Genomic DNA, 22743 nt, shown 5'->3' with positions numbered 1-22743 from the left:
GAGAGCCATGACCAGACGCGTCCTGGGCGTGTTGGTCTCGATCCTGATCACAGCGACCTTCCTGACACCACCGGCGCACGCGGCGGAGTGGGTACCGAAAGTCCCTCCGCTCTCGACACCCTGGACCTCCCAGGTGTCGCCGGCGAACGCCCTGCCCGAGTACCCGCGACCGCAGCTGGTGCGAACCGAGTGGCAGAACCTCAACGGTGTCTGGGAGTTCGCCGGAGCGCCGAACCTCACCAACCCGCCGATCGGCCGTCCGCTGGCCGAAGGCGTCCTCGTGCCGTACCCGATCGAGTCCGCCCTGTCGGGAATCAAGCGGCACGAGGACAACATGTTCTACCGCCGCACCTTCACCGTTCCGTCCACTTGGAACGGTCGTCAGGTCAAGCTCAACTTCGGCGCGGTGACCTGGGAGACGCGGGTCTGGGTCAACGGCAGGCAGGTCGGCACGCACACCGGTGGCTTCGACGCGTTCTCGTTCGACATCACCTCCGCGCTGACGGCCGGCACGAACGAGATCGTCGTCGGCGTCACCTCGACGGTGGACGGCAGCCGCTATCCGATCGGCAAGCAGCGCCGCAACCCGAGCGGCATCTTCTACACCGCCGCGTCCGGCATCTGGCAGACGGTCTGGCTGGAACCGGTGCGGGCGGCGAACATCACGCGTCTCGACACCACCCCGAACGTCGGTGCGGGCGCGCTCGACCTGGTCGTGCAGGGCACCGCGGGCCAGGCCGTCACCGCCGAGGTGCTCAGCGGCGGGCAGGTCGTCGGCCGGCAGACCGGCACGACCGGTAGCGCGCTGCGGGTGCCGGTGCCGAACGCCCGGCTGTGGTCGCCCGACGACCCGTTCCTCTACGACCTGCGCGTGACGCTGGCCGGCGGGGACGTCGTGACGGGCTACTTCGGCATGCGCTCGCTCGGCAAGGCGATGGTCGGCGGCGTCATGCGGCCGTTGCTGAACGGGAAGTTCGTCTTCCAGAGCGGCACCCTGGACCAGGGCTACTGGCCGGACGGCATCTACACCGCGCCGACCGACGAGGCGCTGCGCTTCGACCTCGAACGCCAGAAGGCGCTGGGGTTCAACATGGTCCGCAAGCACATCAAGGTCGAACCCGCGCGCTGGTTCTACCACGCCGACCGGCTCGGCCTGATGGTCTGGCAGGACATGCCGTCCGTCGACTCCATCGACGAGGCGCCGAACTCGCACGCTAACTACGAGTCCGAGCTGCGCCGGATGATCGACCAGCTCAAGGGCATCACGTCGATCGTGCAGTGGGTGCCGTTCAACGAGGGCTGGGGCGAGTACGACGCCGGCCGGATCGTGAACCTGATCCGCTCGATCGACAACACCCGGCTGATCAACCACAACTCGGGCTCCAACTGCTGCGTCTCGGATCCCGACCCCGGCAACGGCGACGTGATCGACGACCACCACGCAACCAGGACGTGAGTTGGGCAGTCAGCTCACCTTGGGCACCGTAGGAGAGAACATCTGCTACGCATGGTTTCCGTGTCCGCGATCGTGTGCTCCGGTGGTGGCCGCACCTGGTTCCAGCCCGTCAACGAGATCCTCCGCGTCTACGGGCTGACCCTGCTGACCGCCTGATCCAGGAATGCCGGGACGCTCCGCGTCCCGGCATTCCTCCGGCCATCTCAGGGAGATCATCCACCCGTGGGGGTTCTCCCCTACGTCTAAGGTCTACCGCCAGGTCAGACCCTGGGCCGATGTGCGACCAGAGCCCGTTCTTGTGAACTGTCCCGGACGTTCTGACGTTCCGCTGGGGAGAGTTCATGTCGTTCCTGACCGATGCCCTCGAAGGGCTCGCCGGTCTGCCGCAGCCCGCCGTCCTGGCGGTCACGGGTGCTTTGACGCTGGCGGAGTGCACGCTCGGCGTCGGTTTCCTGGCGCCGGGCGAGAGCGCCCTGCTGCTGGCCTCGACGACGGTGACGACCGTGCCCCGGTTCCTGGTCATGTGGCTCGTGGTCACGGTGTGCGCGATCGCCGGTGACAGCATCGGCTACTACCTCGGCCGCCGCTACGGCGATCGTCTGCGCGACAGCAGGATCGTCCGCAAGGTGGGACAGCAGCACTGGGACAAGGCGGGCGATCTGTTGCGGCGCCGCGGCGCGTGGGCGGTGTTCGCCGCCCGGTTCATGCCCGTCGTGCGGACCCTGGTCCCGGCGTCGGCGGGTGCGTCGAAACTCGAGTACCGGCGGTTTCTACCCGCCTCGATCGCGGGCGCGGTCTGCTGGTCGGCGCTGCACATCGGCATCGGCGCGACTGCCGGGGCCTCGGCGAAGTACGTCGAGTCCGTCTTCAACGGAGCGATGTGGGTCCTGCTGGGCGTCGCGGCGGTGATCTGCCTGGTCGTCTTGCTGCGCCGCCGCAGGCAGGCTGCCGCGGTGAAGGCGGTTGAGCTGGAGGAAGTCAGCTGAGGGGAAAGCGTTGTCCCGTCAGCGAAAGTTGACACGCCTGCCCGGTGCGCGAAACATACGTTGGCGTATGTTTCGCACGTGGAGGGGGTAGGTGCAATGCCGCGTACGTTTCGGATCGGCTCGTGGGCGTGGATCGCGACCGGGGTGGGCCATCTGGCGATCATGGGGGTCATGGCGCTCGGCGACGGAGGCCCGGGCGGCGACCGGGCGGCGGCGAAGGAGGTCGAGATCGCGCTGGGCGGGGTCGACCGCACGCTCTACGAGGTGAATCTGGGGATCAACTTCGCGATGTCGATCGCCCTCGTCTTCGGCGGGCTGGCCTGCCTGGTCGTGGTGAAGGCGGGGCCGGTGCCGCGAGCGCTCGCCGGGCTCGGGTTCGCCACGTCACTGGCGCTGCTCGAGGTGGCGGCGCTGTTGCTGCCGTCGCCGCCGATCGTGCTGTTCGCCTTGGCCGCACTGGCTTTCGGGCACGCGTTCGTCGCCTCTGGACGAACGGGAGTCGCGACGGTCAGTCGCGGTTAGCGCTCGCATTGCGAGGTTCCCCGGTCTTGGCATCGAGGTGAGATCACCTCGCAGAGAAGGGGCGATGGCGACCTCGGCAGGTGAACGGCGACGCTGATCGCTGACAGTGGGGCCGCTGCTCCTGCGGCCCCAGCCTTCGGCTGCTTGTTCACCAGGCGTCCAACGGGTAGGCGCTGCCGCCGAGCTGGAGGGTCGGCGGCGACGCGTTCCTCCAGCACGGTCATGCGCAGCTCGGCGACCGGTTCGGCCAGCCCCAGGTCAGCGCAGAGGATCGGGCGCGACCACTAGTTGAACAGGATCTTCTTGGCCACGGCCTTCCCCGGCGGCGTGCGCAGCAGTGTGAACGCGAACTCGGCGAGGCCGGGCCCGCGGACGAGCGACAGCCCGCGCCGCAGCTGAGATCGCAGCAGGTAGCGACGGCGCATCGCCGCGGCGTCGTAGTGCTCCAGCACGTACTTGTTGCCGCTGCGCAGGTAGTCGGACGTGACCGAGGCCGCGAGCTCGGACATCCGCATGCACGGGTCGAGCCCGCCCGCCGTCAGCGGCGAGACCGCACCCGCTGCGTCGCCGACCAGCAGCCCTTGTGGCGACACGATCCGGCGCAGCAGCCCGCCGACCGGGATCGGCCCGCCGCGGCGCTTCACCGGACCGGTGGGCTCCGGTGTGGGGAAGCTGTCGCGGAACCGTTGCAGCAGCTGGGGAAGCGGCGCGGTGAACCGGTCGGCGCGTCCCGCCAGCCCGACGTGCGCGTGCTCGCCGTCGTCGATGACCCAGGCGATGTAACCGGGTGCGAGTCGCGGGTCGACCACGCAGTGGAACGTCGGCGTCGAGCCGGTGGCGACCGGGTAGACCTCCTCGATGCCGGTGATCAGCTGCCGGTTGACGTCGAGGCCGAGGCTCTTCGCGACGGTGGACCGGGCGCCGTCGGCGCCGATCGTGAAGCGGGCCTTCGTGGACTTCGCCGGATAGCTCGAGTTCAGGCTGACGCGCGCACCCGCCCGTTCGGCGTCCTTGACCGCGGCGGCGTAGATGCCCTCCATGTCGCCGACGCGGAACTCGTCGCGCGGGCTCAGGAGTTCCACCGGATTTTCGCCGGACGGCGGGTAGAGCAGCACGCGCCGGACCGCCGGGCCGAGGTGCGGGAGCTCGTAGTCGTCGAGGGTGCGCCGGACGAAGATCCCGGTGGTGCGGATGCCGGTCTCCAGACTGGTCCTGCGTTCACAAACGGCCACGTCGAGGCCTGCTTCGGCGAGCAGGCGCGCGGTGTTGAGGCCGGCCAGCCCGGCGCCGACGACGAGCACGTCCACGGTGTCCATGCCGCCGACGCTAGAGCCGATCACCGGGCTGATTCCCGTTTCCCGGCAACACCTTCACCGGACCTGCACCGTTTCTCCACAAATGCGGGGCCCTTGACACGCCGGAGGCCCGTCACTGATCGTGTGCCTACCGCTGCCTCGAATCGCCGCCCTGGTTCGAGGAGGAACACCGATGGAGTTGTTCAACCGCCGCACCGCGATGCTCGCCATCGCGGCCACGCCACTGGCCGCAGGTGTGGCGTCTGCTGATGTGGGTGCGATGGCGTTCGTGCAGAAGTGGGCCCCGAACCCCGGTTCGGCGGGCCTCGGCGCGTTCGCCGGCATCGAGGACGACCGCTCGGACTCGCACCCCTCGGCAACGCACATCTTCGCCGAGAGCAGCCAGTACCGGTTCGTGATGCACAAGTCCGATCGGGACGGTTCCGACCGGCAGCGCAACGAGGTGCGCGGGATCCGGACCGGCGGCACCCGGCACGACATGAAGAAGGGCGAGACCTGGCGCTACACCTACCAGATGTACCTTCCCACGTCGTTGAAGGGCACCACCAGCTTCTCGCACATCTTCCAGGTCAAGCACACCGGCGTGGACTCGCCCGTGGTCACCATGTCGCTGTTCCGCTCGGGGTCGCTGGAGACCGTCGAGATGCGACTGTTCGGCGCGGGCCAGGCGAAACTCGGCAGCACGCCGCTCGCGCCGTTGCGCAACAGGTGGATCGACGTCGAGATCGAGATCAAGGTCGCCGACTCCGGCAGCCTGCGCTTCTCGCTGAAGGACGGCGGCACGACCGTGGTCAACGCCTCGCGCTCCGGCTTCGACACGTGGCTGGGCGGTGACCAGGCGCATCCGAAGTGGGGCATCTACCGGAGCGTCAACGACTCCGCGCAACTGCAGGACACCTATCTGTTGCTGCGGAACTTGAAGGCGTATCGAAACGAATAGAGGGTGTTCCCACGACGCCGTCCAGAGGTGAGAATTGCTCGCGTGGGGGACTTACACAGACGAACCGTCGAGAGCAGGGCCGGTGTGGCCGCCTTCCTGGCGGGCGTGTGGCTGATCGCCGCGCCACCGGTCCTGCACTTCGGCGCGTCGCTGCACGCCTTCCGGCCGTACTGGGTGTCGATGGGCCTCGCCGTCGTGATCATGCTGCTCGGCATGGTGCGCGCGATGGCACCGCTGGACGTGCCGCTCATCCGGCCGGTGACGATCGCGCTGGCGGTGTGCCTCATCGTCGTCGCGTTGGTGCGAGCGGACGGTGGTGCTGAGGCCGTTTGGCTCAACCAGCTCGTGGTGGGCGCTCTCGTCGCGCTGTCGGCCGCGCTGGCGTTGTTGATCAGCCTGCGCAGACGAGGAGCGGGCCGGACCTCTGCCTGACTCAGCAGCGCTCGCTGGTTTTCGCGTGCGCTGCTGAGTCAGTCGATCAGTCGATCACGGCCGTGGCCTCGATCTCGACCAGGTGCTCCGGCACGTCCAGCGCGGCCACGCCGATCAACGTGGCGGGCGGCTTGGCGGTCTCACCGACCTGCTTCATGGCGTTCTCGATGCCCTCGAGGAGCGCCGGCATCTTGTCCGGCGTCCAGTCCACGACGTACATCCGCACCCTGGCCAGGTCCTTGAACGACGCCCCGGCGGCCTTCAGCGCGGTGTGCACGTTCACGTAGGCCTGCTCGGTCTGGGTGGCGAGGTCGGGCGCGGCGTCCCAGGCGACCTGCCCGGCCAGGTAGATCGTCTTCGAGCCGCTCGCGACAGCCACGTGGTGGTAGACGTCGAGCTGGGGCAGCTCGTCGGAGTTGATGAGCGTGACGGCCATTTCGGTTCTCCTGTTAGCTCTCTTGCAGTTACTCACTCACCGTAGGAGAGTGATGAGCGACCTGGAAGAACGCACTTTTTCGAGAGTGAGGCACCTCGAGGTGAGCAAGCAGCTCAGCGGCGATCTGGCCCGCGCGGACTCGCTGGCGCGCGAGATCTTCTCCGACATCGCCAACAAGTGGGCACTGCTGATCGTCGAGACCATCGGCGACAGCACCAAGCGCTTCACCGAGCTGAAGACCGAGGTCGACGGCATCAGTCACAAGATGCTGACCCAGAACCTGCGGCTGCTCGAACGCAACGGCCTCGTGTCGCGCGTCGTGCACCCGACCGTGCCGCCGCGTGTCGACTACACGCTCACCGAGCCCGGGCAGGGATTGCGGGCGACCGTGGACGCGATGTGCGCGTGGACGACGCGGTATCTGAGTGAGATCGAGGAAGCCCGCAGTCGCTTTGGTCACTCGAATTGATAGTCGCTGATGAGTGACTCTTCTGCTGGAACAACCTGCTGAGCGGTCCCGCACCGCACGGCCGCGCGGACGGCACTCTGGCGCTCTCGTGCCGAAGGGGACAGCGAGGCTTCCGGGATTGCCGCCGAGGACATCGGCATGGTCCCGGTCGTACTGGCCGAGACTGCCGACTTGGTGGTTCGATGACTGTGACGCTGATCGATCGGGGGGGCCGCTGCGTGGAGCGGAGCGCTGAATTCACGAGCCGGGCGCGAGCAGTCGGGGAGTTGGTGGAAGAGGCGCTGCCCGTTCTGCTGGCTCAGCACGGAGTGGTCGGGGCACAGGTGGCCGTGCTGGTGGACGATGACATAGTGGACGCCTCGGCTGGGGTCCTGAACCTCACCACGGGTGTTCCGGTGACATCGGACGCGTTGTTTCAGATCGGATCGATCACCAAGGTCTGGACAGCGACGCTGGTGATGCAGCTCGCCAACGAAGGACTGCTGGACCTCGACCGGCCGGTGGCTGACTACCTGGACGAGTTCGTGCTCGGCGACGAGACCGCGACCAAGACGGTGACGTCCCGGCAACTCCTCTGCCACACGGGAGGTTTCGACGGCGATCGGTGGCCGGACACCGGTCGTAACGATGACGCCGTCCAGAAGTACGTCGAGATGCTCTCCGGCGCTGACCAGTTCTTCCCGCCAGGTGAACGGTTTTCCTACTGCAACAGCGGTTTCGTCGTGCTTGGGCGACTGGTCGAGGTGCTGCGCGGAAAGCCGTACAACCAGGTGCTGCGCGAGCAGCTGATCGATCCGCTCGGCCTGACCGGTGTCGCGACGTGCGTCGAGGAGGCGATTCTCGGCAGGGCTGCAGTCGGGCACGAGCGGTCTCGACCGGACGGTCCGCTCGAGCGTGTGAACACGTGGTCGCTCGTCCCTTCCACGGCGCCGGCCGGTGCGATGCTCGCCATGAGTGCGCGTGATCTGCTCGGATTCGTCCGGCACCACCTCTCGGTGAACGAGTTCGATGCGATGCGGAACCCGCACGTCGAGTTGCCGGAACCGGGACTGATGAACGGTCATTGGGGACTCGGTTGGTCGATGCCCGATTGCGGCGGTCCTGTGGTCGTTGGCCACGGTGGCCACACGATGGGCCAGCGCGCGTTCCTGCGCGTCGTGCCCGAGGCCGGTGTCGCCGTTGCGTTGCTGAGCAACGGCGGGGACGTGTACCCGGTGTTCAGCGAGTTGTTCGGGCGCTTGCTGGGCGAGCTTGCGGGAGTCCACATGCCTGAACTTCCCGTGCCACCAGTGGATCCACGACCCGTGGACGCGACCAGAGCTGCCGGAACCTACTGGTGTTCCGTCGGCGACTGGGTGGTGCGTGTCGACGATGACGGCCGCGCGTGGCTTCGGGTTCGCCTCACGAAGAGTCCGTCGGAAGAAGAGGATGAGGTCGAGTTGGTTGCGCTCGACGCCGACGCGCTCATCACCCTTGTACCAACCGAAGGCAGGCATGTGGTTTATGGCCTCGGAGACGCCGACGAGACCGGCCGTTCCCGTTTCTTGAGGTTCACGGGACGAGCGTTCGCCCGCAAGCCGTTCTGTCCGTGACGCGGACCAAGGGGGACGGTGCCGACTACCAGGTGGTTCAGGAGTTCCGGGCGGCCGACGCAAGCGTGCCGTTCGGGCACGAGGTCGTCTGACTGGTCCCGGTCCTCACCTCTGACACGTGTGCGAGCTGGTTGCCGCCGCGTCGAGTGGTGTTCGCCCGGAAGAAGCTCTCTTTCCACCAGCGGCGGCTAGACACTGTGCGTGCACACCACTCGCGCCGGCGCGGGTTCGCGTGTGGACGCGGAGAAGGGAATTCGATGAAGCGATCGACGTTGTCCGTTGTGCTGGCCCTGCTGGTGACCGTGGTGGCGAGCCCGCTGCCGGGTGCCGTTGCCGCGCCGGGCCGAGTGCAGCCGCTCGAACGTGCCCACGCGCACAACGACTACGAGCACGACCGTCCGCTGGCCGACGCCCGCGACCGCGGGTTCACGTCCGTGGAGGCCGACGTGTGGCTGGTGGACGGCGAACTTCGCGTGGCGCACGACCTGGTCGACACGCGGCCGGGCCGCACGCTGCGCAGCCTCTACCTCCAGCCGCTCGCCGAGATCGCGCGCGCGAACGGGGGTCGTGTCTACCCGCACTGGCGCGGTTCCTTCCAGCTGCTCGTCGACATCAAGAGCGACGGTCCGGCGACCTACAAGGCCGTGGACGAGGCGCTGCGCGAGTTCCGTCCCCTGCTCACCCAGTGGGTCAACGGTCACGAACGACGTGGCGCGGTCGAGGTGGTCATCAGCGGGAACCGGCCGCGTGAGGACATGCTCGCCCAGCGGATCCGGCGGGCCGGGTACGACGGGCGGCTGAGCGATCTCGGCGGTGGTGTGCCCGCCACGTTCATGCCGCTGGTCAGCGACAACTGGACGAAGAACTTCACGTGGCAGGGAGTCGGCGCCATGCCTGTGGCCGAGCGGGAGAAGCTCCGCCGCATCGTGTCGCAGGCACACGCCGCCGGCTACCGGGTGCGGTTCTGGGCCACCCCGGACGTGGCGGGTGAGGCGCGGAACGCGGTGTGGCGTGAGCTGCTCGCGGCCGACGTCGACCACATCAACACCGACGACCTCGCGGGGTTGCGCGAGTTCCTCCTCGCGAACGACCCGGCTGAGCGCCGCAGGGGCTGAACCGTGGCAGGGCTCCACCGCTCCGGGGGAGCCCTGCCCACTGTGCAGCCGGCAGTGGGGTCAACGCGCCCCGGCGGGATGAAGTTCAGGGTCGCTCCGACCGATGTCAGCCCCGCGGCGGCCGAGTCCGAAGAGGACGGACGGACTCGGCACGCCGGTCCGGCCGGGTCAGACCTGGGGCTCGTACAGGCTGAACGGCGTGCCCTGGTCGTCCGAGCAGTGGGCGATGCGGCCGACGTCCGGCACGGTCTGCACGTCGTCGCTCTTGCCGCCGAGTTCGGCGACCTTGCGCACGGACGCGTCGATGTCCGTGGTGTTGAAGTAGATCCGCGGCTGGGTGAGCTGGGCGTCCCGGACCGCGATCGCGCCGGCCGCGCCGTTCGTGATCACGTGGTAGTCCTCGCCCATCAGGCTGGTTTCCCAGCCGAACACACCCGCGTAGAACGCCCGTGCCCGCGCGGTGTCCTCGGCGGGCAGTTCGAACCAGTTGACCTGTCCGGACATCTCGATCGCTCCTTCGGTTGCTGTTACCTACGAGCGAAGGACGAGCGAGCGTGCCGGAACTCGACATCAGTCTCCGAGATTTTCTCGGCCCTGGTCGGAAGCCAGGGAACGCAGGCGTCCGGCGAGGAACCGGCGATCGGCCGGGTTCGCCGCCAGTTCGTGAGCCAGCCGGTACGCCGCAACGGCTTCGGACCGCCGGCCCAGGCGGCGCAGCAGGTCGGCGCGGGTGGAGTGCAGCAGGTGGTAGGAGTCGAGCCCGGTGATGCGGTCGATCAGATCGAGCCCCGCCAGCGGCCCGTCGGTCATCGCGACGGCGACCGCGTGGTTGAGTTCGATCACCGGAGTCGGTGCCACCGCTAGGAGTTCGGCGTACAGGGCGGCCACGCGTGCCCAGTCCACCGGGTCCTGCACGTGCAGGGCGGCGATCACGGCGTGCAGCACGTACGGGCCGGGCGAGCCGAAGCGCAGCGCCCGGTCGAGCAGCGCCATGCCCTCCGAGATCTCGTCGGCGTTCCAGAGCGTGCGGTCCTGGTCCTCGAACAGCACCAGGTCGCCGTCGGCGGTGAGGCGTGCGGCGCTGCGCGAGTTGTGCAGCAGCATCAACGCCACCAGGCCGTGCGCCTCCGGTTCGTCGGGCATCAGCGCGGCCACGAGCCTGCCCAGCCGCAACGCCTCCTGCCGCAGCGAGGCGTCGGCCGTCGTGTAGCCGCGCGTGAAGATCAGGTAGAGCACACCGAGCACGCCCTGCAACCGTTCGGGCAGCAGGTGGTCGGCGGGCACCTCGAAGGTGATCCCGGCGTCGCGGATCTTGCGCTTGGCCCTGACCAGCCGCTGGGCCAGCGCGGGTTCCGCGACGAGGAAGGTCCGCGCGATCTGTGCCGCCGTGAACCCCGCCACCGCCTGGAGCGTGAGCGCCAGCCGCGCGTCCTCGGCGAGTGCCGGGTGGCAGCAGGTGAAGATCAGGCTCAGGCGTTCGTCACCGAGGTCGATGAGCTGCTTTTCCGTCATGGTGATCGGCGCGGGCGGCGCGGGCAGCTTCGTGCGGGCCATCTGGGCGTGCCGCAGCCGGTCCAGCGCGTGGTTGCGGGCGACGGTGAGCAGCCAGGCGAACGGGTCGTCCGGTACCTGTGAACGCGGCCATTTCCGCAACGCCTGCGAGCACGCCTCCTGCAGCGCGTCCTCGGCCAGCTCGAAGTCGCCCAGCGCCCGCACCAGCGCCGCGAGCATCCGGGTCCGGTGCTCGCGGTAGACCTGCTCGACCGCCGCCGACGCGAGGTCGCTCATGCCACCCCGTGGTTCAGGCCGGCGATGTCGTCGACGGGACGCACCTCGATGGTCGCGCCGTAGTGCGCCTGCGGGATCATCCCGGCCAGTTCCAGCGCCTCGTCGAGGTCGCGGCAGTCGAGCAGGTAGTACCCGCCGAGGTGCTCGTGCGTCTCGGCGAACGGCCCGTCGGTGAGCAGCGCCTTGCCGTCGCGCACCCGCACCGTGGTCGCGGTGGTGACGGGTTTCAGCGGGGCACCGGCCACGTACGCACCCCGCCGCCGGCACTCGTCGGCGAACGCGTTCACCCGCGTGAGGATCTCCTCGAACCGCGGGTCACCGGGGCGCGGGCGGTTTTCGCAGTTGTAGATCAAGAACATGTAGTGCATGAATGTCCTCCAGTCGTCGATCCGAGGACGAACGAGACCTCTGGAACTCGACATTCGAGCACGCGTTGTTTCCCACGGCGCGGCGAGGCACGCCGTGACGCCCCTGAGGGAAGATCACTACTCCGCTGCACCAGCGGGCGTCACCGCCCCGCTGACCGCGGAGACCAGCTCGTAGCAGCGACGACGGTCCGCGTGGTGGTAGACCGGCGAGGTGATCATCAGCTCGGACGTGCCGGTCTCGTCGAGCACGGCCTGGAGCTTGCGCGTGATCGTCTCGGGACCGCCGACCAGCACGCGGCCGTCGTCGGGGAGCGCGGCCGCGTCGTGCGGGTTCGGCAGCAGGATCCGGTCGCCCTGCTGACGGCTGCGCACCTTCGTCCTGATCGGCCCGGCGAGCCACTCGGCCCGTTCGTCGTCCTCCGCGCAGATCACCGAGACGCTGACCAGGTCCCCGCCGCAGCTGAGCGAGGGACGGAGGTGCCGGGCGAACGCGAACCGCATGTCCAGTTCCGCGGCCAGCTCCGAGGTGCTCGGAGAGGAGCCGAGCAGCCACAGTTCCGGCACGTTGCCGCCCCGCACGGGCACGGCCGCGGTGGACGAGGTGAACAGGGCCCGCAGTTCTTCCAGCTGCTCGCGGTACGGCCGGTCGGTGCGGCGCAGCGCCGAGACCACGGACGGCGGACCGCCCGGCGCGCGCCCGATGCCGAGGTCGATCCGGCCGGGGTGCAGGGCCGCGAGCGTGCCGAACTGCTCGGCCACCACGAGCGGCGGGTGGTTGGGCAGCAGCACACCGCCCGCGCCGACGCGCAGGCGTTCGGTGACGGCCGCCAGGTGCGCGACGAGCACGGCCGGCGCGCAGCCGGCGACCCCTCGCATGCCGTGGTGTTCCGGCACCCAGTACCGGTGGAACCCCAGCTCCTCCGCCAGTTCCGCGAGATCAACGGTGTTGCGCAACGCCTCACGCGGCGTCGAACCCTGCACGATCGGAGACGTGTCGAGCACCGACAGCCGCAGCCCCATGTCCCCGCACACTAGGGCATCAGCAGCGTTCGTCGGTCAGTCCCGAGTAGACCTGGGCCGTGCCGCCCGAGGCCAGTGCCGTCATGGCTGGGCGTCGAGGTCCGAGGGGTGCGTCGCGAGCGGTGCCACCTGCACGCGCATGTACTCCCACAGCGGTAACGACGACAGGAAGGCGTGCAACTCGTCGTTGGACGGCACGTCGAAGATGCCGATGTCGCTGTACTGGCCGACGACGCGCCACAGGTGTGGCCAGACGCCCAGTTTCTGCAGTTCCAGCTCCCGTTCCTTCTCGGCGCGGACCAGTTCGGCGCGGTCGTTGGGGTCCATGTCGTGGGGCAGGGAAACGTCCATCCGCACGTGGAAGAGCATGGTCACCTCCTGGTGAAGGCCGTGACGGCCGCGGGATCCAGCTCGACGGCGAGTCCCGGGCCGACCGGCAGGTGCAGGTCGCCGCCGTGGCAGGGAATACCCATCGGGGCCGCGATCGAAGCGATGACCGCCGGCCGCGTCGCACCCGGCGGAGAACTCCGCGTGGTCAGCACCGTCCACTCTGGACGATGAGTCGGCCGATCTGCCGGCCCTGCAGCGCTGCGTGCCCCGGCCGTCACGCTCCGGTGACGCCGTCGATGCCCTCGCGCAGGAAGTCCGCGTGGCCGTTGTGCCGCGCGTACTCGTGGCAGAGGTGGTTCATCACCAGCCGCAGCGACACGTGCTCGTCCCAGCGCGGCTGATAGCCCGTGACGTCCAGCGACTCGGCCTCGCGCTCGATCCGGCGCGCGTGCTCGACCTCCGCCTGCCACGCCTCGAACGCCTCGGACCTCGTCGAGTTCGAGGCGTCGTAGGCCACCTGGTAGTCGTTGACCTCGGACCACACCAGCGGGATGTCCTCGCCGTTGATGACCTTGCGGAACCAGGTGCGCTCCACCTCGGCCATGTGCCGGACGAGGCCGAGCAGCGTGAGCGTGGACGGGGGCATCGAGCGGCGGCGCAGGTCGTCGTCGGACAGGCCGTCGCACTTCATCGCGAGGGTGGCGCGGTGGAAGTCTAGGAACGCGCGCAGGGTCTCGCGTTCGCCGGCGCGCATCGGAGGGCTGGGGCGTTCGGTGGTCACGTGATCAGTCTGCCTGGTCCGTTCGGGTGATGTGGGGCAACCGGTGGCGGGGGTCCGGCGTGACCGTGACGTCTTCAGCTGATTCGGGGGAATCACCATGCGCAGACGTACGTTCATCGCGGCCATCGGCTTGGCGGGCGCGGTTCTGGCGGCACCGGGGGTGGCGGCGGCGGACCCGGCGCCGTGCGACTGGGTCGTGTCCAAGGTGGCGGTACCCGACGGGTACGACCCGGCCTTCACCGACGTCAAGGGCACCGACAGCCGCGGCAACTACGCGGGCACGTCGTTGCGACCGGGGCAGAACACCAAGGACCTGATCGTCTGGACCGGCGGACAGCCGCAGGTCGTGCACGAGTTGCGGCACCTGCAGTGGTTGTCGATGGCCGGCCAGAACTCGTCGGGCACCGTGCTGGTCGACGGCAGGGTCGTCGCCGAGGGACGCTGGGCGGTCGTGCAGTACTCGGCCTCGGGCACGATCACGGAGTTCACCGCCCCGGACGGGTACCGCGTCACCCGCGCGATCGCCCTCAACGAACGCGGCGACGTGCTCGGCCAGGGCGAACGGGTCTCGGACGGCCGGACGGTCGGGATCCTGTGGTCGACCATCGCGGTCGCGCCGCGGATCATCGACGCCGGCACGCCGAAGGACCTGGACGACGACGGCACGGTGCTGCTGAGCGGCCGCGAGGGCAAGCCGGGAGCCCTGTGGCGCGACGGCGCGGTGACGCTGCTGGCCGACGAGGGCAAGTACGCGTTCACCGAGGCGATCCGGGGCGGCAAGGCGGTCGGCTACCAGGTCGAGGGCGCGTGGCCGGACTCGCAGGCGCTGCTGTGGGACCGCGACGGGAAGGTCCGCCACATCGACGACGGCGGCACGGCGTTCGCCGTCAACGCGGGCGGGCTGATCACGGGGGAACGGTCCACAATGGTCGGACGCGCGTCGGTCTGGCGGGACACGGCCTTCCTGGGGGAACTGCCTTACCCCGACGGCGTCACGACCGTCTCCGAGCTGTTCGTGGTGGGGGACGACGACTCCCTGTTCAGCTCGGCGAGCGACTACGGCCCGCTGCGCTGGACGTGCGCGTAACCCCGTGTGAGGCGCCACATCACCACCCCCTCCGATCGGCGCTACGGTTGCTGTGAGGAGAGGGGTGGCTGATGACGCGGCAGCTCGACGAGGCCGAGTCGGTGTTCGCGGCGGCCCGGCCGAGGCTGTTCGGCATCGCCTACCGCATGACCGGCAGCGTGGCCGACGCCGAGGACCTGGTGCAGGAGGTGTGGGTGCGCTGGCAGCTCGCGGACCGGGCCGCCGTGCTGAACCCCGAGGCGTACCTGGCCACCGCGATCACCCGGCTCGCGATCAACGAGTCGCAGACCGCGCGGGCCCGCCGCGAGACCTACGTCGGGCCGTGGCTGCCCGAACCCGTCGACACCTCCGCGGACCCGCAGGTGGGGGCCGAGCAGGGCGCGGTGCTCGAACTCGCGGTGCTGATGCTGCTGGAGAAGCTGACCCCGACCGAACGCGCCGCGTACGTGCTGCGCGAGGCGTTCGGCTACCCGTACCGGGAGATCGCCGAGATCGTGCAGACCAGCGAGGTCGCGACGCGGCAGCTGGTCAGCCGGGCGCGCAAGCACCTCGCGGACGAACGGCGGGTGCCCGTGGAGCGCGCGGACCAGCGCAGGTTGCTGGAGGCGTTCGTGGCGGCGGCGCGGGCCGGTGACCTGGCGGCGCTCGAGAAGCTGTTCGCGCAGGACGTCGTGAGCTGGTCCGACAGCAACGGCGCGATCCGGGCGGCCGGTCGGCCGCTGTTCGGCGCGGCCACCCTGGCGAAGATCATCTCAGGGTGGGCGCCGTCGTTCTGGGCCGGCGCGGAAGTGTCGTTCGTCGAGGCGAACGGGCTTGCCGCCGTGCGGCTGCGCAAGGACGACGGCACCTACGCGGTGATCACCGTGACGGCGTCCGCGGAGGGCATCGACCAGGTGTTGTGGCTGGTCAACCCGGAGAAGCTGGCCGCGTTCCAGTAGGCCTGTCACAACTTCGGCGCCTGTCCTGTCTTAGCTCGTGAACACCCCGCACGGGGCGGGGATCACGAGAGGGACGGACCCATGAGGATCGTTGTCATCGGCGGCACCGGGTTGATCGGCAGCCAGGTCGTGAAGCGGCTCGGTGAGCACGGCCACGACGCCGTGCCCGCGTCCCCGAACAGCGGCGTGAACACGCTGACCGGAGAGGGTGTCGAGGAGGTGCTGAAGGGCGCCGACGTGCTGGTCGACGTGTCGAACTCGCCGTCGTTCGCCGACGACGACGTCATGAACTTCTTCACCACCGCCACGACGAACCTGACCAAGGCCGCCGCCGGCGCGGGCGTCGGCCACTACGTCGCGCTGTCGATCGTCGGCACGGACGAGCTGCCCGAGTCCGGCTACCTGCGCGCGAAGGTGGCGCAGGAGAAGCTCATCAGGGAGTCGGGCCTCACGTACTCGATCATTCGCGCCACCCAGTTCTTCGAGTTCGTGGGTGCCATCGCGAACTCCGCCGAGGTGGACGGCGTCGTGCACCTCCCGCACGGTGGCGTCCAGCCGGTCGCCGCGTCCGACGTCGCCGCCGTGGTCGCACGGACCGCGGCGACCGAGCCGGTCAACGGTGTGCTGGAGATCGGCGGGCCGGAAGAGTTCACAATGGACGGTTGGATCCGCACGGTGCTGAAGCAGCGCAAGGACCCGCGCGAGGTCGTCGGTGACCCGCAGGCGAAGTACTTCGGCACGCTCCTGACCGGCAAGCAGCTCGTGCCGAACGCGGGCGCGCAGCTGCAGGCGACCAGCCTGCAGGACTGGCTCGCCGCGGGGAACTGACGCGCGTTCGCGGCGGGTGGGGATCGGGCCCACCCGCCCCGTGCGTCTCAGAACTTCGCGTCGCGCAACTGGCGGCGCGAAGTCACCCCGACCTTGCCGAACACCTTGCGCAGGTGCCATTCCACGGTGCGCGGGCTGAGGAACAGCCGCGTGCCGATCTCCGGGTTCGAGTACCCCTCCCGCGCCAGCCGGGCGATCTGGTACTCCTGCGCGGTCAGCTCGTCCGTGGGCTCGGCGGTCCGCTTGCGCGCCGTCTCACCGGTCGCGTGCAACTCCCGCATCGCGCGATCCGCGAACGTCGGCATGCCGCACGCCGTCAACGTTTCGTGCGCGGTGCGGAGGTGCTCGCGGGCCTCGACCCGCTGCCCCTCGCGCCGCAGCCACTCGCCGTAGAGCAGGTGGGCGCGGCCCAGTTCGCCGCGCAACGCCGTCCGTTCGAAACAAGCGATCGACTCGGCGAACGCCGGTGAGTCCCCGTTCAGCGCGCGCAGACGGGCCTTGACGCCCAGCGACCACTGCGTGTCGACCCAGTCCGAGGAACGTTCCAGAGCCTCGGCGACCAATGCCGTGTCGCCGGTGCGGGAGGCGGCCTCGGCCAGTTCGGACGTGATCAGGCAGCTGTAGACCAGGCTGTCGGACGCGCACACCCGCAGCGCGGCGTCGCGGGCCAGGTCGTGCCGGCCCAGTCCGTTGTGGAGGATCGCGAGGGTCCAGTCGGCGATCACGGCCAGCCGTCCCTGGCCCGCGGCCGACGCCTCCGCACGGGTCGCGGTCGCCACGTCCTCACCGCGGTAGGCGGCCTGCAGCAGCACCGCGTAACCGACCGGCGGGGTGCCGGTGACCTCCGAGATGCGCCGGTCCTCCTCGATCAACGCCTGCGCGGCAGCGGGTTCACCGGCGAGGAGTTCGTTGTCGGCCAGGAAGTTCAGCGCGAACTGCAGCTGCACGAGCGCACCGGCGTCGCGGGACAGGCGGACCTGCTGCTGGGCGAACGCCCGGCGCGTGTCGAAGTCCCACATCTCCGTCGCGACGATTCCGCCCGCGCGGTTGCCGAACAGCCACGGCACGCGACTGATGTCGTCGGCGCCGACCTTCAACGCGCGCAGTTCGTCGAGCGCACGGGTCATGGGCGCGACGGCCGCCGCGTAGCCGGAGGTGATGCGGGTGGTCAGCGCGTCGAGGACCAGGTCCAGGGCGCAGGGCGGGATGCGGGCCGGGGAAGCGGTGCGGGCGGCGCCGGCCAGCGGCGCGCCGGCCCAGACCGCGGCCGAGAGGGCTTCCAGGTGCGTCTCGCGGGCCAGGTCGGCGTCGAACGGCGCGAGCCTGCGGGCCGCGCTGAACAGCAGCGGCGCGGCGTCGGCGACCCGGCGCTGGTCGAACGCGATGTGCCCGCGCAGGTGCTCGACCTGGGCGCTGCGCAGCTCGTCCGGCGGCCCGGCCTCGACGGCGGAGAGCAGCCGCAACGAGGCGTCGAGCGCGCCCGCGTCGCGCTTGGCCCGCGCGGCGGCGAGTTCACGGGAGGCCCGGCGGCCGGGTTCCGGCGTCAGCACCGCAGCCTGTTCGAGGAACGCGGCGGCGGCCAGCAGCCCGCCCCGCGCCTGGGCACGGCCGGCCGAGTTCTCCAGGCCGGCGGCGACCTCCTCGTCCGGCGCGGCGGTGCCCTGCGCCCGGTGCCACGCGCGCCGGTCCGGGTCGATGGCCGGATCCGTCACGTCGGCCAGCGCCCGGTGCACGCGCAGCCGGTCCGCGGCGGACGCCGAGCGGTAGACGGCGGAGCGCACCAGCGGGTGCCGGAACTGGACGCGGGCGCCGAACTCGATCAGCCCGGTGCCCAGCGCGGCGGCCGCCGGGTCGGCACCCAGCCCGAGCAGGCCCGCCGCCCGCCACAGCAGGGTCGCGTCCCCGAGCGGCTCGGCCGCGGCGGTCAGCATCAGCAGCCGGGTGTCGGCGGGCAGCGGCGCGATCTGCCGGACGAAGCTCTGCTCGATGCGGCTGGTCAGCGGCCCGGGGTCCAGTCCGTCGGCCACCTCGCGCGGCAGTTCCAGCAACGCCAGCGGGTTGCCGCGGGCCTCGGCGACGATCCGATCGCGCACCCGGCCGTCGACCGGTCCCCTGATCACCGACTCCAGCAACGCGCGGGCGTCGGCGTCGTCCAGGCCGCGCACGAACAGCTCGGGCAGCCCGCCGAGGTAGTCGTTGCCCTCGCGCAGCACGAAGACCAGCGCGATCCGTTCGGCGAGCAGCCTGCGGGCGACGAACCCGAGCACCGCCGACGACATCGGGTCGAGCCACTGCGCGTCGTCCACCAGGCACGCCAGCGGCTGCTCGTCGGCGACCTCGGCGAGCAGCGTCAGCACCGCCAGGCCGACCATGAACCGCGTCGGCCGCGGCCCGGAGGCCATCCCGAACGCCGTGCCGAGCGCCTCGCGCTGCGGTGCGGGCAGCCGGTCCAGCCGGTCGAGGAACGGCGCGCACAGCTGGTGCAGTCCGGCGTACGGGAACGCGGTCTCGGACTCTACCCCGGCGGCCCGTGCCACCCGGAATCCCGAGGCTCGCGCCGACACCTGGTCGAGCAGCGCGGTCTTGCCGATCCCGGCCTCACCCCGCAGGACCAGCACCTGACCGGCACCGGACCGCGCCTGGCTGAGCAGCCGATCCAGCGCTTCCGCCTCAGTGCGTCTGCCGAGCAGACCTTCGTCCGACACGGGTCCGAGCCTACGGGCCAGGGGGTGACCAGGGTGTTCCACGGGTTCGAGCGACCCCCTGGCGGGAGCAGGCTCAAGTCAGTCGACAACGAAGGAGATGAACCCCGATGGACTACAAGCTCGAGGTGACCGTCATCCCGGTCAGCGACATCGACCGGGCCGTCCACTTCTACAAGGCGCTGGGCTGGCGCTTCGACGCCGAGTTCGCCGACGACGAGGGCTACCGCCTGGTCCAGTTCACGCCGACCGGCTCACCCGCGTCGATCATCTTCGGCAGCGGCGTCTCGAACGCCGCTCCCGGCGGCGTCGAGGGCCTGCACCTGATCGTCGACGACGTCGAGGCCGCCCGCGAGGACCTGATCGGCCGCGGCGTGCAGGTCAGCGAGATCTTCCACGACAAGACCGGCGTCTTCCACCACGCCGGCACCACCGGCCGTGTCGCCGGACCGGACCCCGCCCGCACCAGCTACGGCTCGTTCGCCTCGTTCACCGACCCGGACGGCAACGGCTGGGTGCTGCAGGAGGTCACGACGCGCCTTCCGGGTCGTGTGTGATGACCTCGCACTACGACGTGATCGTCATCGGCGGCGGATCTCCCGGCGAGCACTTCGCCGCCGCCGTCGCCGAGGGCGGGCTGCGGGTGGCGCTGGTCGAACGCGAGTTGCTCGGCGGCGAGTGCTCCTTCTGGGCGTGCATCCCGTCCAAGACCCTGCTGCGTGCCGGTGAGGCCGTGGCGGCCGCGAAGCAGGTGCCCGGTGCCCGCGAGGCGGTCACCGGCGAGATCGACGTGAAGGCCGTGCTCGACTGGCGTGACTTCATGGTGTCGTCCTACGACGACACGGGTGGCGAGAAGTGGGCCGGGAGCGCCGGAATCGACGTGCTGCGCGGACACGGCAGGATCGCCGGGCCGCGGACAGTCGCGGTCGGCGACCAGACCTACACCGCCGACCACGTCGTGATCGCCACCGGCTCGGCGCCCTTCCTCCCGCCGATCCCGGGCCTGAGCGACCTGGACGTGTGGACGAACCGCGAGGCCACCGGCGTCCGGGAGATCCCCCGGCGGCTGCTGGTCCTGGGCGGCGGACCCGTCGGCGTCGAGATGGCGCAGGCGTTCCTGAGCCTCGGGTCCGAGGTCGCCCTGGTCGAGGGCGCCGACCGGCTGCTGCCCCGCGAACCGGAGGCAGCCGGCCGTGCACTCACCGAGGCGTTGGCCGCGGACGGTGTCGAACTGCACCTCGGCGTACACGCCACCGCGGCGCGGTTCGAGAACGACGAGTACGTGCTCGACCTCCCGGACGGCACTCAGCTGCGTGGCGACAAGCTCCTCGTCGCCACCGGCCGCCGCCCGCGCGTCGACGGCATCGGACTCGAAACCGTTGGAGTCGAGGCGAATCCGCGCGGCATCGCCACCGACGGGCGGATGAACGTCGCGGACGGCATCTGGGCGGTCGGCGACGTCACGGGCCAGTGGAACCTGACCCACGTCGGCAAGTACCAGGGCCGCGTCGCCGCCGCGAACATCCTCGGCACACCGGCCGAGGTCGACTACAGCGCCGTTCCCCGCGTCGTGTTCACCTCCCCGGAGGTCGCCGCAGTCGGTGCGGCAGAAGGGAAGTACACCGCGACCGCCCACCTGTCCGGTGTCGCGCGCACGGCCACCTACACCCGTGAGTACGCCACACGGCCCGGATTCCTGACCCTCGTGTCCGACGGCGAAGTCCTCACCGGCGCTTACGCCGTGGGCCCGGAGGCAGGTGAGTGGTTGCAGCAGGCCACCCTCGCGATCCGCGCGAAGGTCCCGCTGCCGGTGCTGCTCGACGTCATCCAGCCGTTCCCCACCTTTTCGGAGGCGTTCCTCAACGTACTCCGCGACCTCACGAAGGAAGTAGCGAAGTGAAGAACCTCGAAGAGATCGACATGAAGCTCGAAGTCACCGTCGTCCCCGTCACGGACGTGGAGCGCGCCAAGGAGTTCTACGCCCGCCTCGGCTGGCGCCAGGACGTCACCCCGCCGTGGGTCGTGCAGTTCACCCCGCACGGTTCCAATGCGTCCATCCACTTCGGCGAGGGCGTCACGACCGCGGAACCCGGCTCCGGCAGGCACTTCCTGGTCGTCGCGGACGTCGTCGAGACGCACGAGGCCCTGCTGGCGGCCGGGATCAAGGTCGGCCCGCTGTTCCACGGCGGCCCGGACGGCCCCGTCGAGGGCGCGGACCCCGGCCGCCGCAGCTACTTCACCCGCGCCGAGTTCGCCGACCCGGACGGCAACACGTGGATCCTGCAGGAGGTCACGACCCGCCTGCCCGGCCGCGTCGACGCCGACGACACGTCCTACGGCTCGATCACCGATCTGGCGGCGGCGTTGCGCAGGGCCGCTGCGGCCCACGGCGAGCACGAGAAGCGCAACGGTGGCGAGTTCGACGAGAACTGGCCCGACTGGTACGCCGAGTACATGGTCAAGGAGCAGACGGGCCAAGAGCTTCCGCTGTAGGCCCGGTGAACCTGGAAAAGGCAAGAGCGCAGCGCGGAACGCCAAGCCCTGGCGTTCCGCGCGCTTCGTGCTGCCGTGCCGAGGGACCCTAGGGGTCGTCCCTGATGTGCCGGGACGTCGCCGCCGCTTACCTTCCTCCCCAAGCGAGGGAGGCCGCGATGAAGGCGATCGTCCAGGACAGATACGGCTCCGCGGACGTGTTGGAGTTGCGGGAGGTCGAACGGCCGGTGCCCGCCGCCGGCGAGGTGCTGGTGCGGGTGCGGGCGTCGTCGGTGAACGCCGCCGACTGGCACATCATGCGCGGTGATCCGTACTTCGCGCGGCTGTTCCTGGGGTGGAAGGGCCCGAAGGCGCGGATCCGGGGGATGGACTTCGCGGGTGTGGTCGAGGAGACCGGGCCCGGCGTGGGCGGCATGCTGCAGGTCGGGGACGAGGTGTTCGGGGAGGTCGAGGGGTCCTTCGCCGAGTACGTCCGGGTGCCCGCGAACCTGGTGCAGCACAAGCCGTCCACCCTCACGTTCGAGCAGGCGGCGACGCTGCCGCTGGCGGGCAACACGGCGTGGATGGGCCTGAAGGGTCTGCGGGCCGGGCAGAAGGTGCTGATCAACGGCGCGTCCGGCGGGGTCGGGCTGATGGCGGTGCAGATCGCCAAGGCGCGCAAGGCGATCGTGACCGGGGTGTGCAGCACGCGCAACGTCGAGCAGGTCCGCTCGGTCGGCGCCGACCACGTCGTCGACTACAAGACCACTGACTTCACCCGTTCCGGGCAGCGGTACGACCTCGTCTTCGACCTGGTGGGGAACAGGTCGATGGGCGAGTTGCGGGCGCTGCTCACCGACGACGGCACGCTGGTGCTGTCCGGCGGTGGCAGCTTCACCGGTGGCGCGCTGTTCGGGCCTTACCGGCTGATCATCCAGGGCAAGCTGCTCGCGTCGTTCTCCCGGCAGCGGCTCGTGGTGCTGGAAGCGAAGCCCAGCAGGGAGAACCTGGCCGCGCTGGGGGAGCTCGCGGAGTCGGGGCGGCTGGTGCCGGTGATCGAGCGGACCTACCCGCTGACCGACGTGGCCGACGCCATCCGGCACGTCGAGTCGGAACACGCGCGGGCGAAGGTCGTCGTCACGGCCTGAGCGCCGGACCGTTCAGC

The 22743-nt window shown here is 70.1% G+C and carries 23 protein-coding genes and 1 pseudogene; 15 read left to right on the top strand and 9 right to left on the bottom strand.

The window, feature by feature from the left end:
- Positions 1-7: 7 nt before the first annotated feature.
- The 3 genes and pseudogenes from AB0M48_RS03435 to AB0M48_RS03425 form a co-directional block, all read left to right on the top strand.
- Positions 8-1438 (top strand): annotated as a pseudogene (locus AB0M48_RS03435) (sugar-binding domain-containing protein); the annotation flags it as partial.
- A gap of 359 nt (positions 1439-1797) precedes the next feature.
- Positions 1798-2442 carry a DedA family protein gene (locus AB0M48_RS03430; protein WP_363835693.1) on the top strand — a complete coding sequence of 215 codons (645 nt, stop codon included), beginning with the start codon at positions 1798-1800 and terminating at the stop codon, positions 2440-2442.
- A gap of 96 nt (positions 2443-2538) precedes the next feature.
- Entirely contained in the window at positions 2539-2964 is a 426-nt protein-coding gene (locus AB0M48_RS03425; protein WP_363835692.1) for a hypothetical protein, read from the top strand.
- 284 nt (positions 2965-3248) lie between these two features.
- On the opposite strand, the gene AB0M48_RS03420 is transcribed toward AB0M48_RS03425, so the two are convergent.
- Positions 3249-4280, bottom strand: a complete 1032-nt coding sequence (locus AB0M48_RS03420; RefSeq protein ID WP_363835691.1) for an NAD(P)/FAD-dependent oxidoreductase — start codon at positions 4278-4280, stop codon at positions 3249-3251.
- A gap of 172 nt (positions 4281-4452) precedes the next feature.
- On the opposite strand from AB0M48_RS03420, the gene AB0M48_RS03415 reads away from it, so the two are divergent.
- Positions 4453-5220, top strand: coding sequence for a heparin lyase I family protein (locus tag AB0M48_RS03415; RefSeq protein ID WP_363835690.1), 768 nt, complete (start codon positions 4453-4455; stop codon positions 5218-5220).
- 42 nt (positions 5221-5262) lie between these two features.
- The gene (locus AB0M48_RS03410; protein WP_363835688.1) at positions 5263-5652 is read left to right on the top strand and encodes a hypothetical protein; all 390 of its coding nucleotides are present in this window, start codon (positions 5263-5265) and stop codon (positions 5650-5652) included.
- Between the two features lie 46 nt (positions 5653-5698).
- Here the strand turns inward: AB0M48_RS03410 and AB0M48_RS03405 are convergent, their stop codons facing one another.
- Positions 5699-6088 (bottom strand): RidA family protein, encoded by a 390-nt coding sequence (locus AB0M48_RS03405; RefSeq protein WP_319985482.1) that lies wholly within the window; start codon positions 6086-6088, stop codon positions 5699-5701.
- 85 nt (positions 6089-6173) lie between these two features.
- On the opposite strand from AB0M48_RS03405, the gene AB0M48_RS03400 reads away from it, so the two are divergent.
- The 3 genes from AB0M48_RS03400 to AB0M48_RS03390 all read left to right on the top strand — a co-directional run bounded on the left by AB0M48_RS03400 (position 6174) and on the right by AB0M48_RS03390 (position 9264).
- Entirely contained in the window at positions 6174-6557 is a 384-nt protein-coding gene (locus tag AB0M48_RS03400; RefSeq protein ID WP_363835686.1) for a helix-turn-helix domain-containing protein, read from the top strand.
- A gap of 182 nt (positions 6558-6739) precedes the next feature.
- Complete coding sequence (locus AB0M48_RS03395) at positions 6740-8149, top strand: serine hydrolase domain-containing protein (protein WP_363835685.1); 1410 nt, start codon at positions 6740-6742, stop codon at positions 8147-8149.
- Positions 8150-8406: 257 nt separating this feature from the next.
- Positions 8407-9264 carry a phosphatidylinositol-specific phospholipase C/glycerophosphodiester phosphodiesterase family protein gene (locus AB0M48_RS03390; RefSeq protein WP_363835684.1) on the top strand — a complete coding sequence of 286 codons (858 nt, stop codon included), beginning with the start codon at positions 8407-8409 and terminating at the stop codon, positions 9262-9264.
- Positions 9265-9432: 168 nt separating this feature from the next.
- On the opposite strand, the gene AB0M48_RS03385 is transcribed toward AB0M48_RS03390, so the two are convergent.
- From AB0M48_RS03385 to AB0M48_RS03360, 6 genes are all read right to left on the bottom strand, one after another.
- Positions 9433-9768 (bottom strand): VOC family protein, encoded by a 336-nt coding sequence (locus AB0M48_RS03385; RefSeq protein WP_363835683.1) that lies wholly within the window; start codon positions 9766-9768, stop codon positions 9433-9435.
- Positions 9769-9834: 66 nt separating this feature from the next.
- On the bottom strand, positions 9835-11052 hold the full coding sequence (locus AB0M48_RS03380; protein ID WP_363835682.1) for an RNA polymerase sigma factor: 1218 nt from the start codon (positions 11050-11052) through the stop codon (positions 9835-9837).
- Positions 11049-11420, bottom strand: coding sequence for a YciI family protein (locus tag AB0M48_RS03375; protein ID WP_363835681.1), 372 nt, complete (start codon positions 11418-11420; stop codon positions 11049-11051). Before AB0M48_RS03375 ends, AB0M48_RS03380 begins: the two co-directional genes overlap by 4 nt.
- 117 nt (positions 11421-11537) lie before the next feature.
- Complete coding sequence (locus AB0M48_RS03370) at positions 11538-12440, bottom strand: LLM class flavin-dependent oxidoreductase (RefSeq protein WP_363835679.1); 903 nt, start codon at positions 12438-12440, stop codon at positions 11538-11540.
- An 81-nt stretch (positions 12441-12521) separates the two neighbouring features.
- Positions 12522-12809 carry a muconolactone Delta-isomerase family protein gene (locus tag AB0M48_RS03365; RefSeq protein ID WP_363835678.1) on the bottom strand — a complete coding sequence of 96 codons (288 nt, stop codon included), beginning with the start codon at positions 12807-12809 and terminating at the stop codon, positions 12522-12524.
- Positions 12810-13044: 235 nt separating this feature from the next.
- Complete coding sequence (locus tag AB0M48_RS03360; RefSeq protein ID WP_363835677.1) at positions 13045-13551, bottom strand: DinB family protein; 507 nt, start codon at positions 13549-13551, stop codon at positions 13045-13047.
- Positions 13552-13648: 97 nt separating this feature from the next.
- Here AB0M48_RS03360 and AB0M48_RS03355 point away from each other — a divergent pair, with 97 nt between their 5' ends.
- The 3 genes from AB0M48_RS03355 to AB0M48_RS03345 all read left to right on the top strand — a co-directional run bounded on the left by AB0M48_RS03355 (position 13649) and on the right by AB0M48_RS03345 (position 16404).
- Complete coding sequence (locus AB0M48_RS03355; protein WP_363835676.1) at positions 13649-14638, top strand: hypothetical protein; 990 nt, start codon at positions 13649-13651, stop codon at positions 14636-14638.
- Between the two features lie 71 nt (positions 14639-14709).
- Positions 14710-15576, top strand: a complete 867-nt coding sequence (locus AB0M48_RS03350) for an RNA polymerase sigma-70 factor (protein WP_363835674.1) — start codon at positions 14710-14712, stop codon at positions 15574-15576.
- 81 nt (positions 15577-15657) lie between these two features.
- Positions 15658-16404: an SDR family oxidoreductase gene (locus AB0M48_RS03345; protein ID WP_363835672.1), complete on the top strand. Its 747-nt coding sequence runs from the start codon at positions 15658-15660 to the stop codon at positions 16402-16404.
- A gap of 47 nt (positions 16405-16451) precedes the next feature.
- On the opposite strand, the gene AB0M48_RS03340 is transcribed toward AB0M48_RS03345, so the two are convergent.
- Positions 16452-19109: an AAA family ATPase gene (locus AB0M48_RS03340; RefSeq protein ID WP_363835671.1), complete on the bottom strand. Its 2658-nt coding sequence runs from the start codon at positions 19107-19109 to the stop codon at positions 16452-16454.
- 107 nt (positions 19110-19216) lie between these two features.
- Here AB0M48_RS03340 and AB0M48_RS03335 point away from each other — a divergent pair, with 107 nt between their 5' ends.
- From AB0M48_RS03335 to AB0M48_RS03320, 4 genes are all read left to right on the top strand, one after another.
- A complete protein-coding gene (locus AB0M48_RS03335) occupies positions 19217-19663 on the top strand; it encodes a VOC family protein (protein WP_363835670.1) in 447 nt (148 codons plus the stop codon).
- On the top strand, positions 19663-21006 hold the full coding sequence (locus AB0M48_RS03330; RefSeq protein ID WP_363835669.1) for an NAD(P)/FAD-dependent oxidoreductase: 1344 nt from the start codon (positions 19663-19665) through the stop codon (positions 21004-21006). The genes AB0M48_RS03335 and AB0M48_RS03330 overlap by 1 nt, the downstream gene beginning before the upstream one ends.
- Positions 21003-21599, top strand: a complete 597-nt coding sequence (locus AB0M48_RS03325; RefSeq protein ID WP_363835668.1) for a VOC family protein — start codon at positions 21003-21005, stop codon at positions 21597-21599. Before AB0M48_RS03330 ends, AB0M48_RS03325 begins: the two co-directional genes overlap by 4 nt.
- Positions 21600-21757: 158 nt before the next feature.
- On the top strand, positions 21758-22726 hold the full coding sequence (locus tag AB0M48_RS03320; protein ID WP_363835667.1) for an NAD(P)-dependent alcohol dehydrogenase: 969 nt from the start codon (positions 21758-21760) through the stop codon (positions 22724-22726).
- Positions 22727-22743 lie beyond the last annotated feature (17 nt).

The organism is Lentzea sp. NPDC051208 (genome assembly GCF_040682435.1).
Taxonomy (GTDB): Bacteria; Actinomycetota; Actinomycetes; order Mycobacteriales; family Pseudonocardiaceae; genus Lentzea; species Lentzea kristufekii.
The sequence above is the reverse complement of the archived record's forward strand: the minus strand, read 5'-3'. Positions and strand labels throughout refer to the sequence as shown.

What these genes read in the sequence shown, in the direction of transcription:
- AB0M48_RS03430 (WP_363835693.1), top strand. Translation starts at nt 1,798, where the DNA reads ATGTCGTTCCTGACCGATGCCCTCGAAGGGCTCGCCGGTCTGCCGCAG.
- AB0M48_RS03425 (WP_363835692.1), top strand. Translation starts at nt 2,539, where the DNA reads ATGCCGCGTACGTTTCGGATCGGCTCGTGGGCGTGGATCGCGACCGGG.
- AB0M48_RS03420 (WP_363835691.1), bottom strand. Translation starts at nt 4,280, where the DNA reads ATGGACACCGTGGACGTGCTCGTCGTCGGCGCCGGGCTGGCCGGCCTC.
- AB0M48_RS03415 (WP_363835690.1), top strand. Translation starts at nt 4,453, where the DNA reads ATGGAGTTGTTCAACCGCCGCACCGCGATGCTCGCCATCGCGGCCACG.
- AB0M48_RS03405 (WP_319985482.1), bottom strand. Translation starts at nt 6,088, where the DNA reads ATGGCCGTCACGCTCATCAACTCCGACGAGCTGCCCCAGCTCGACGTC.
- AB0M48_RS03395 (WP_363835685.1), top strand. Translation starts at nt 6,740, where the DNA reads ATGACTGTGACGCTGATCGATCGGGGGGGCCGCTGCGTGGAGCGGAGC.
- AB0M48_RS03390 (WP_363835684.1), top strand. Translation starts at nt 8,407, where the DNA reads ATGAAGCGATCGACGTTGTCCGTTGTGCTGGCCCTGCTGGTGACCGTG.
- AB0M48_RS03385 (WP_363835683.1), bottom strand. Translation starts at nt 9,768, where the DNA reads ATGTCCGGACAGGTCAACTGGTTCGAACTGCCCGCCGAGGACACCGCG.
- AB0M48_RS03380 (WP_363835682.1), bottom strand. Translation starts at nt 11,052, where the DNA reads ATGAGCGACCTCGCGTCGGCGGCGGTCGAGCAGGTCTACCGCGAGCAC.
- AB0M48_RS03375 (WP_363835681.1), bottom strand. Translation starts at nt 11,420, where the DNA reads ATGCACTACATGTTCTTGATCTACAACTGCGAAAACCGCCCGCGCCCC.
- AB0M48_RS03370 (WP_363835679.1), bottom strand. Translation starts at nt 12,440, where the DNA reads ATGGGGCTGCGGCTGTCGGTGCTCGACACGTCTCCGATCGTGCAGGGT.
- AB0M48_RS03365 (WP_363835678.1), bottom strand. Translation starts at nt 12,809, where the DNA reads ATGCTCTTCCACGTGCGGATGGACGTTTCCCTGCCCCACGACATGGAC.
- AB0M48_RS03355 (WP_363835676.1), top strand. Translation starts at nt 13,649, where the DNA reads ATGCGCAGACGTACGTTCATCGCGGCCATCGGCTTGGCGGGCGCGGTT.
- AB0M48_RS03350 (WP_363835674.1), top strand. Translation starts at nt 14,710, where the DNA reads ATGACGCGGCAGCTCGACGAGGCCGAGTCGGTGTTCGCGGCGGCCCGG.
- AB0M48_RS03345 (WP_363835672.1), top strand. Translation starts at nt 15,658, where the DNA reads ATGAGGATCGTTGTCATCGGCGGCACCGGGTTGATCGGCAGCCAGGTC.
- AB0M48_RS03335 (WP_363835670.1), top strand. Translation starts at nt 19,217, where the DNA reads ATGGACTACAAGCTCGAGGTGACCGTCATCCCGGTCAGCGACATCGAC.
- AB0M48_RS03330 (WP_363835669.1), top strand. Translation starts at nt 19,663, where the DNA reads ATGACCTCGCACTACGACGTGATCGTCATCGGCGGCGGATCTCCCGGC.
- AB0M48_RS03320 (WP_363835667.1), top strand. Translation starts at nt 21,758, where the DNA reads ATGAAGGCGATCGTCCAGGACAGATACGGCTCCGCGGACGTGTTGGAG.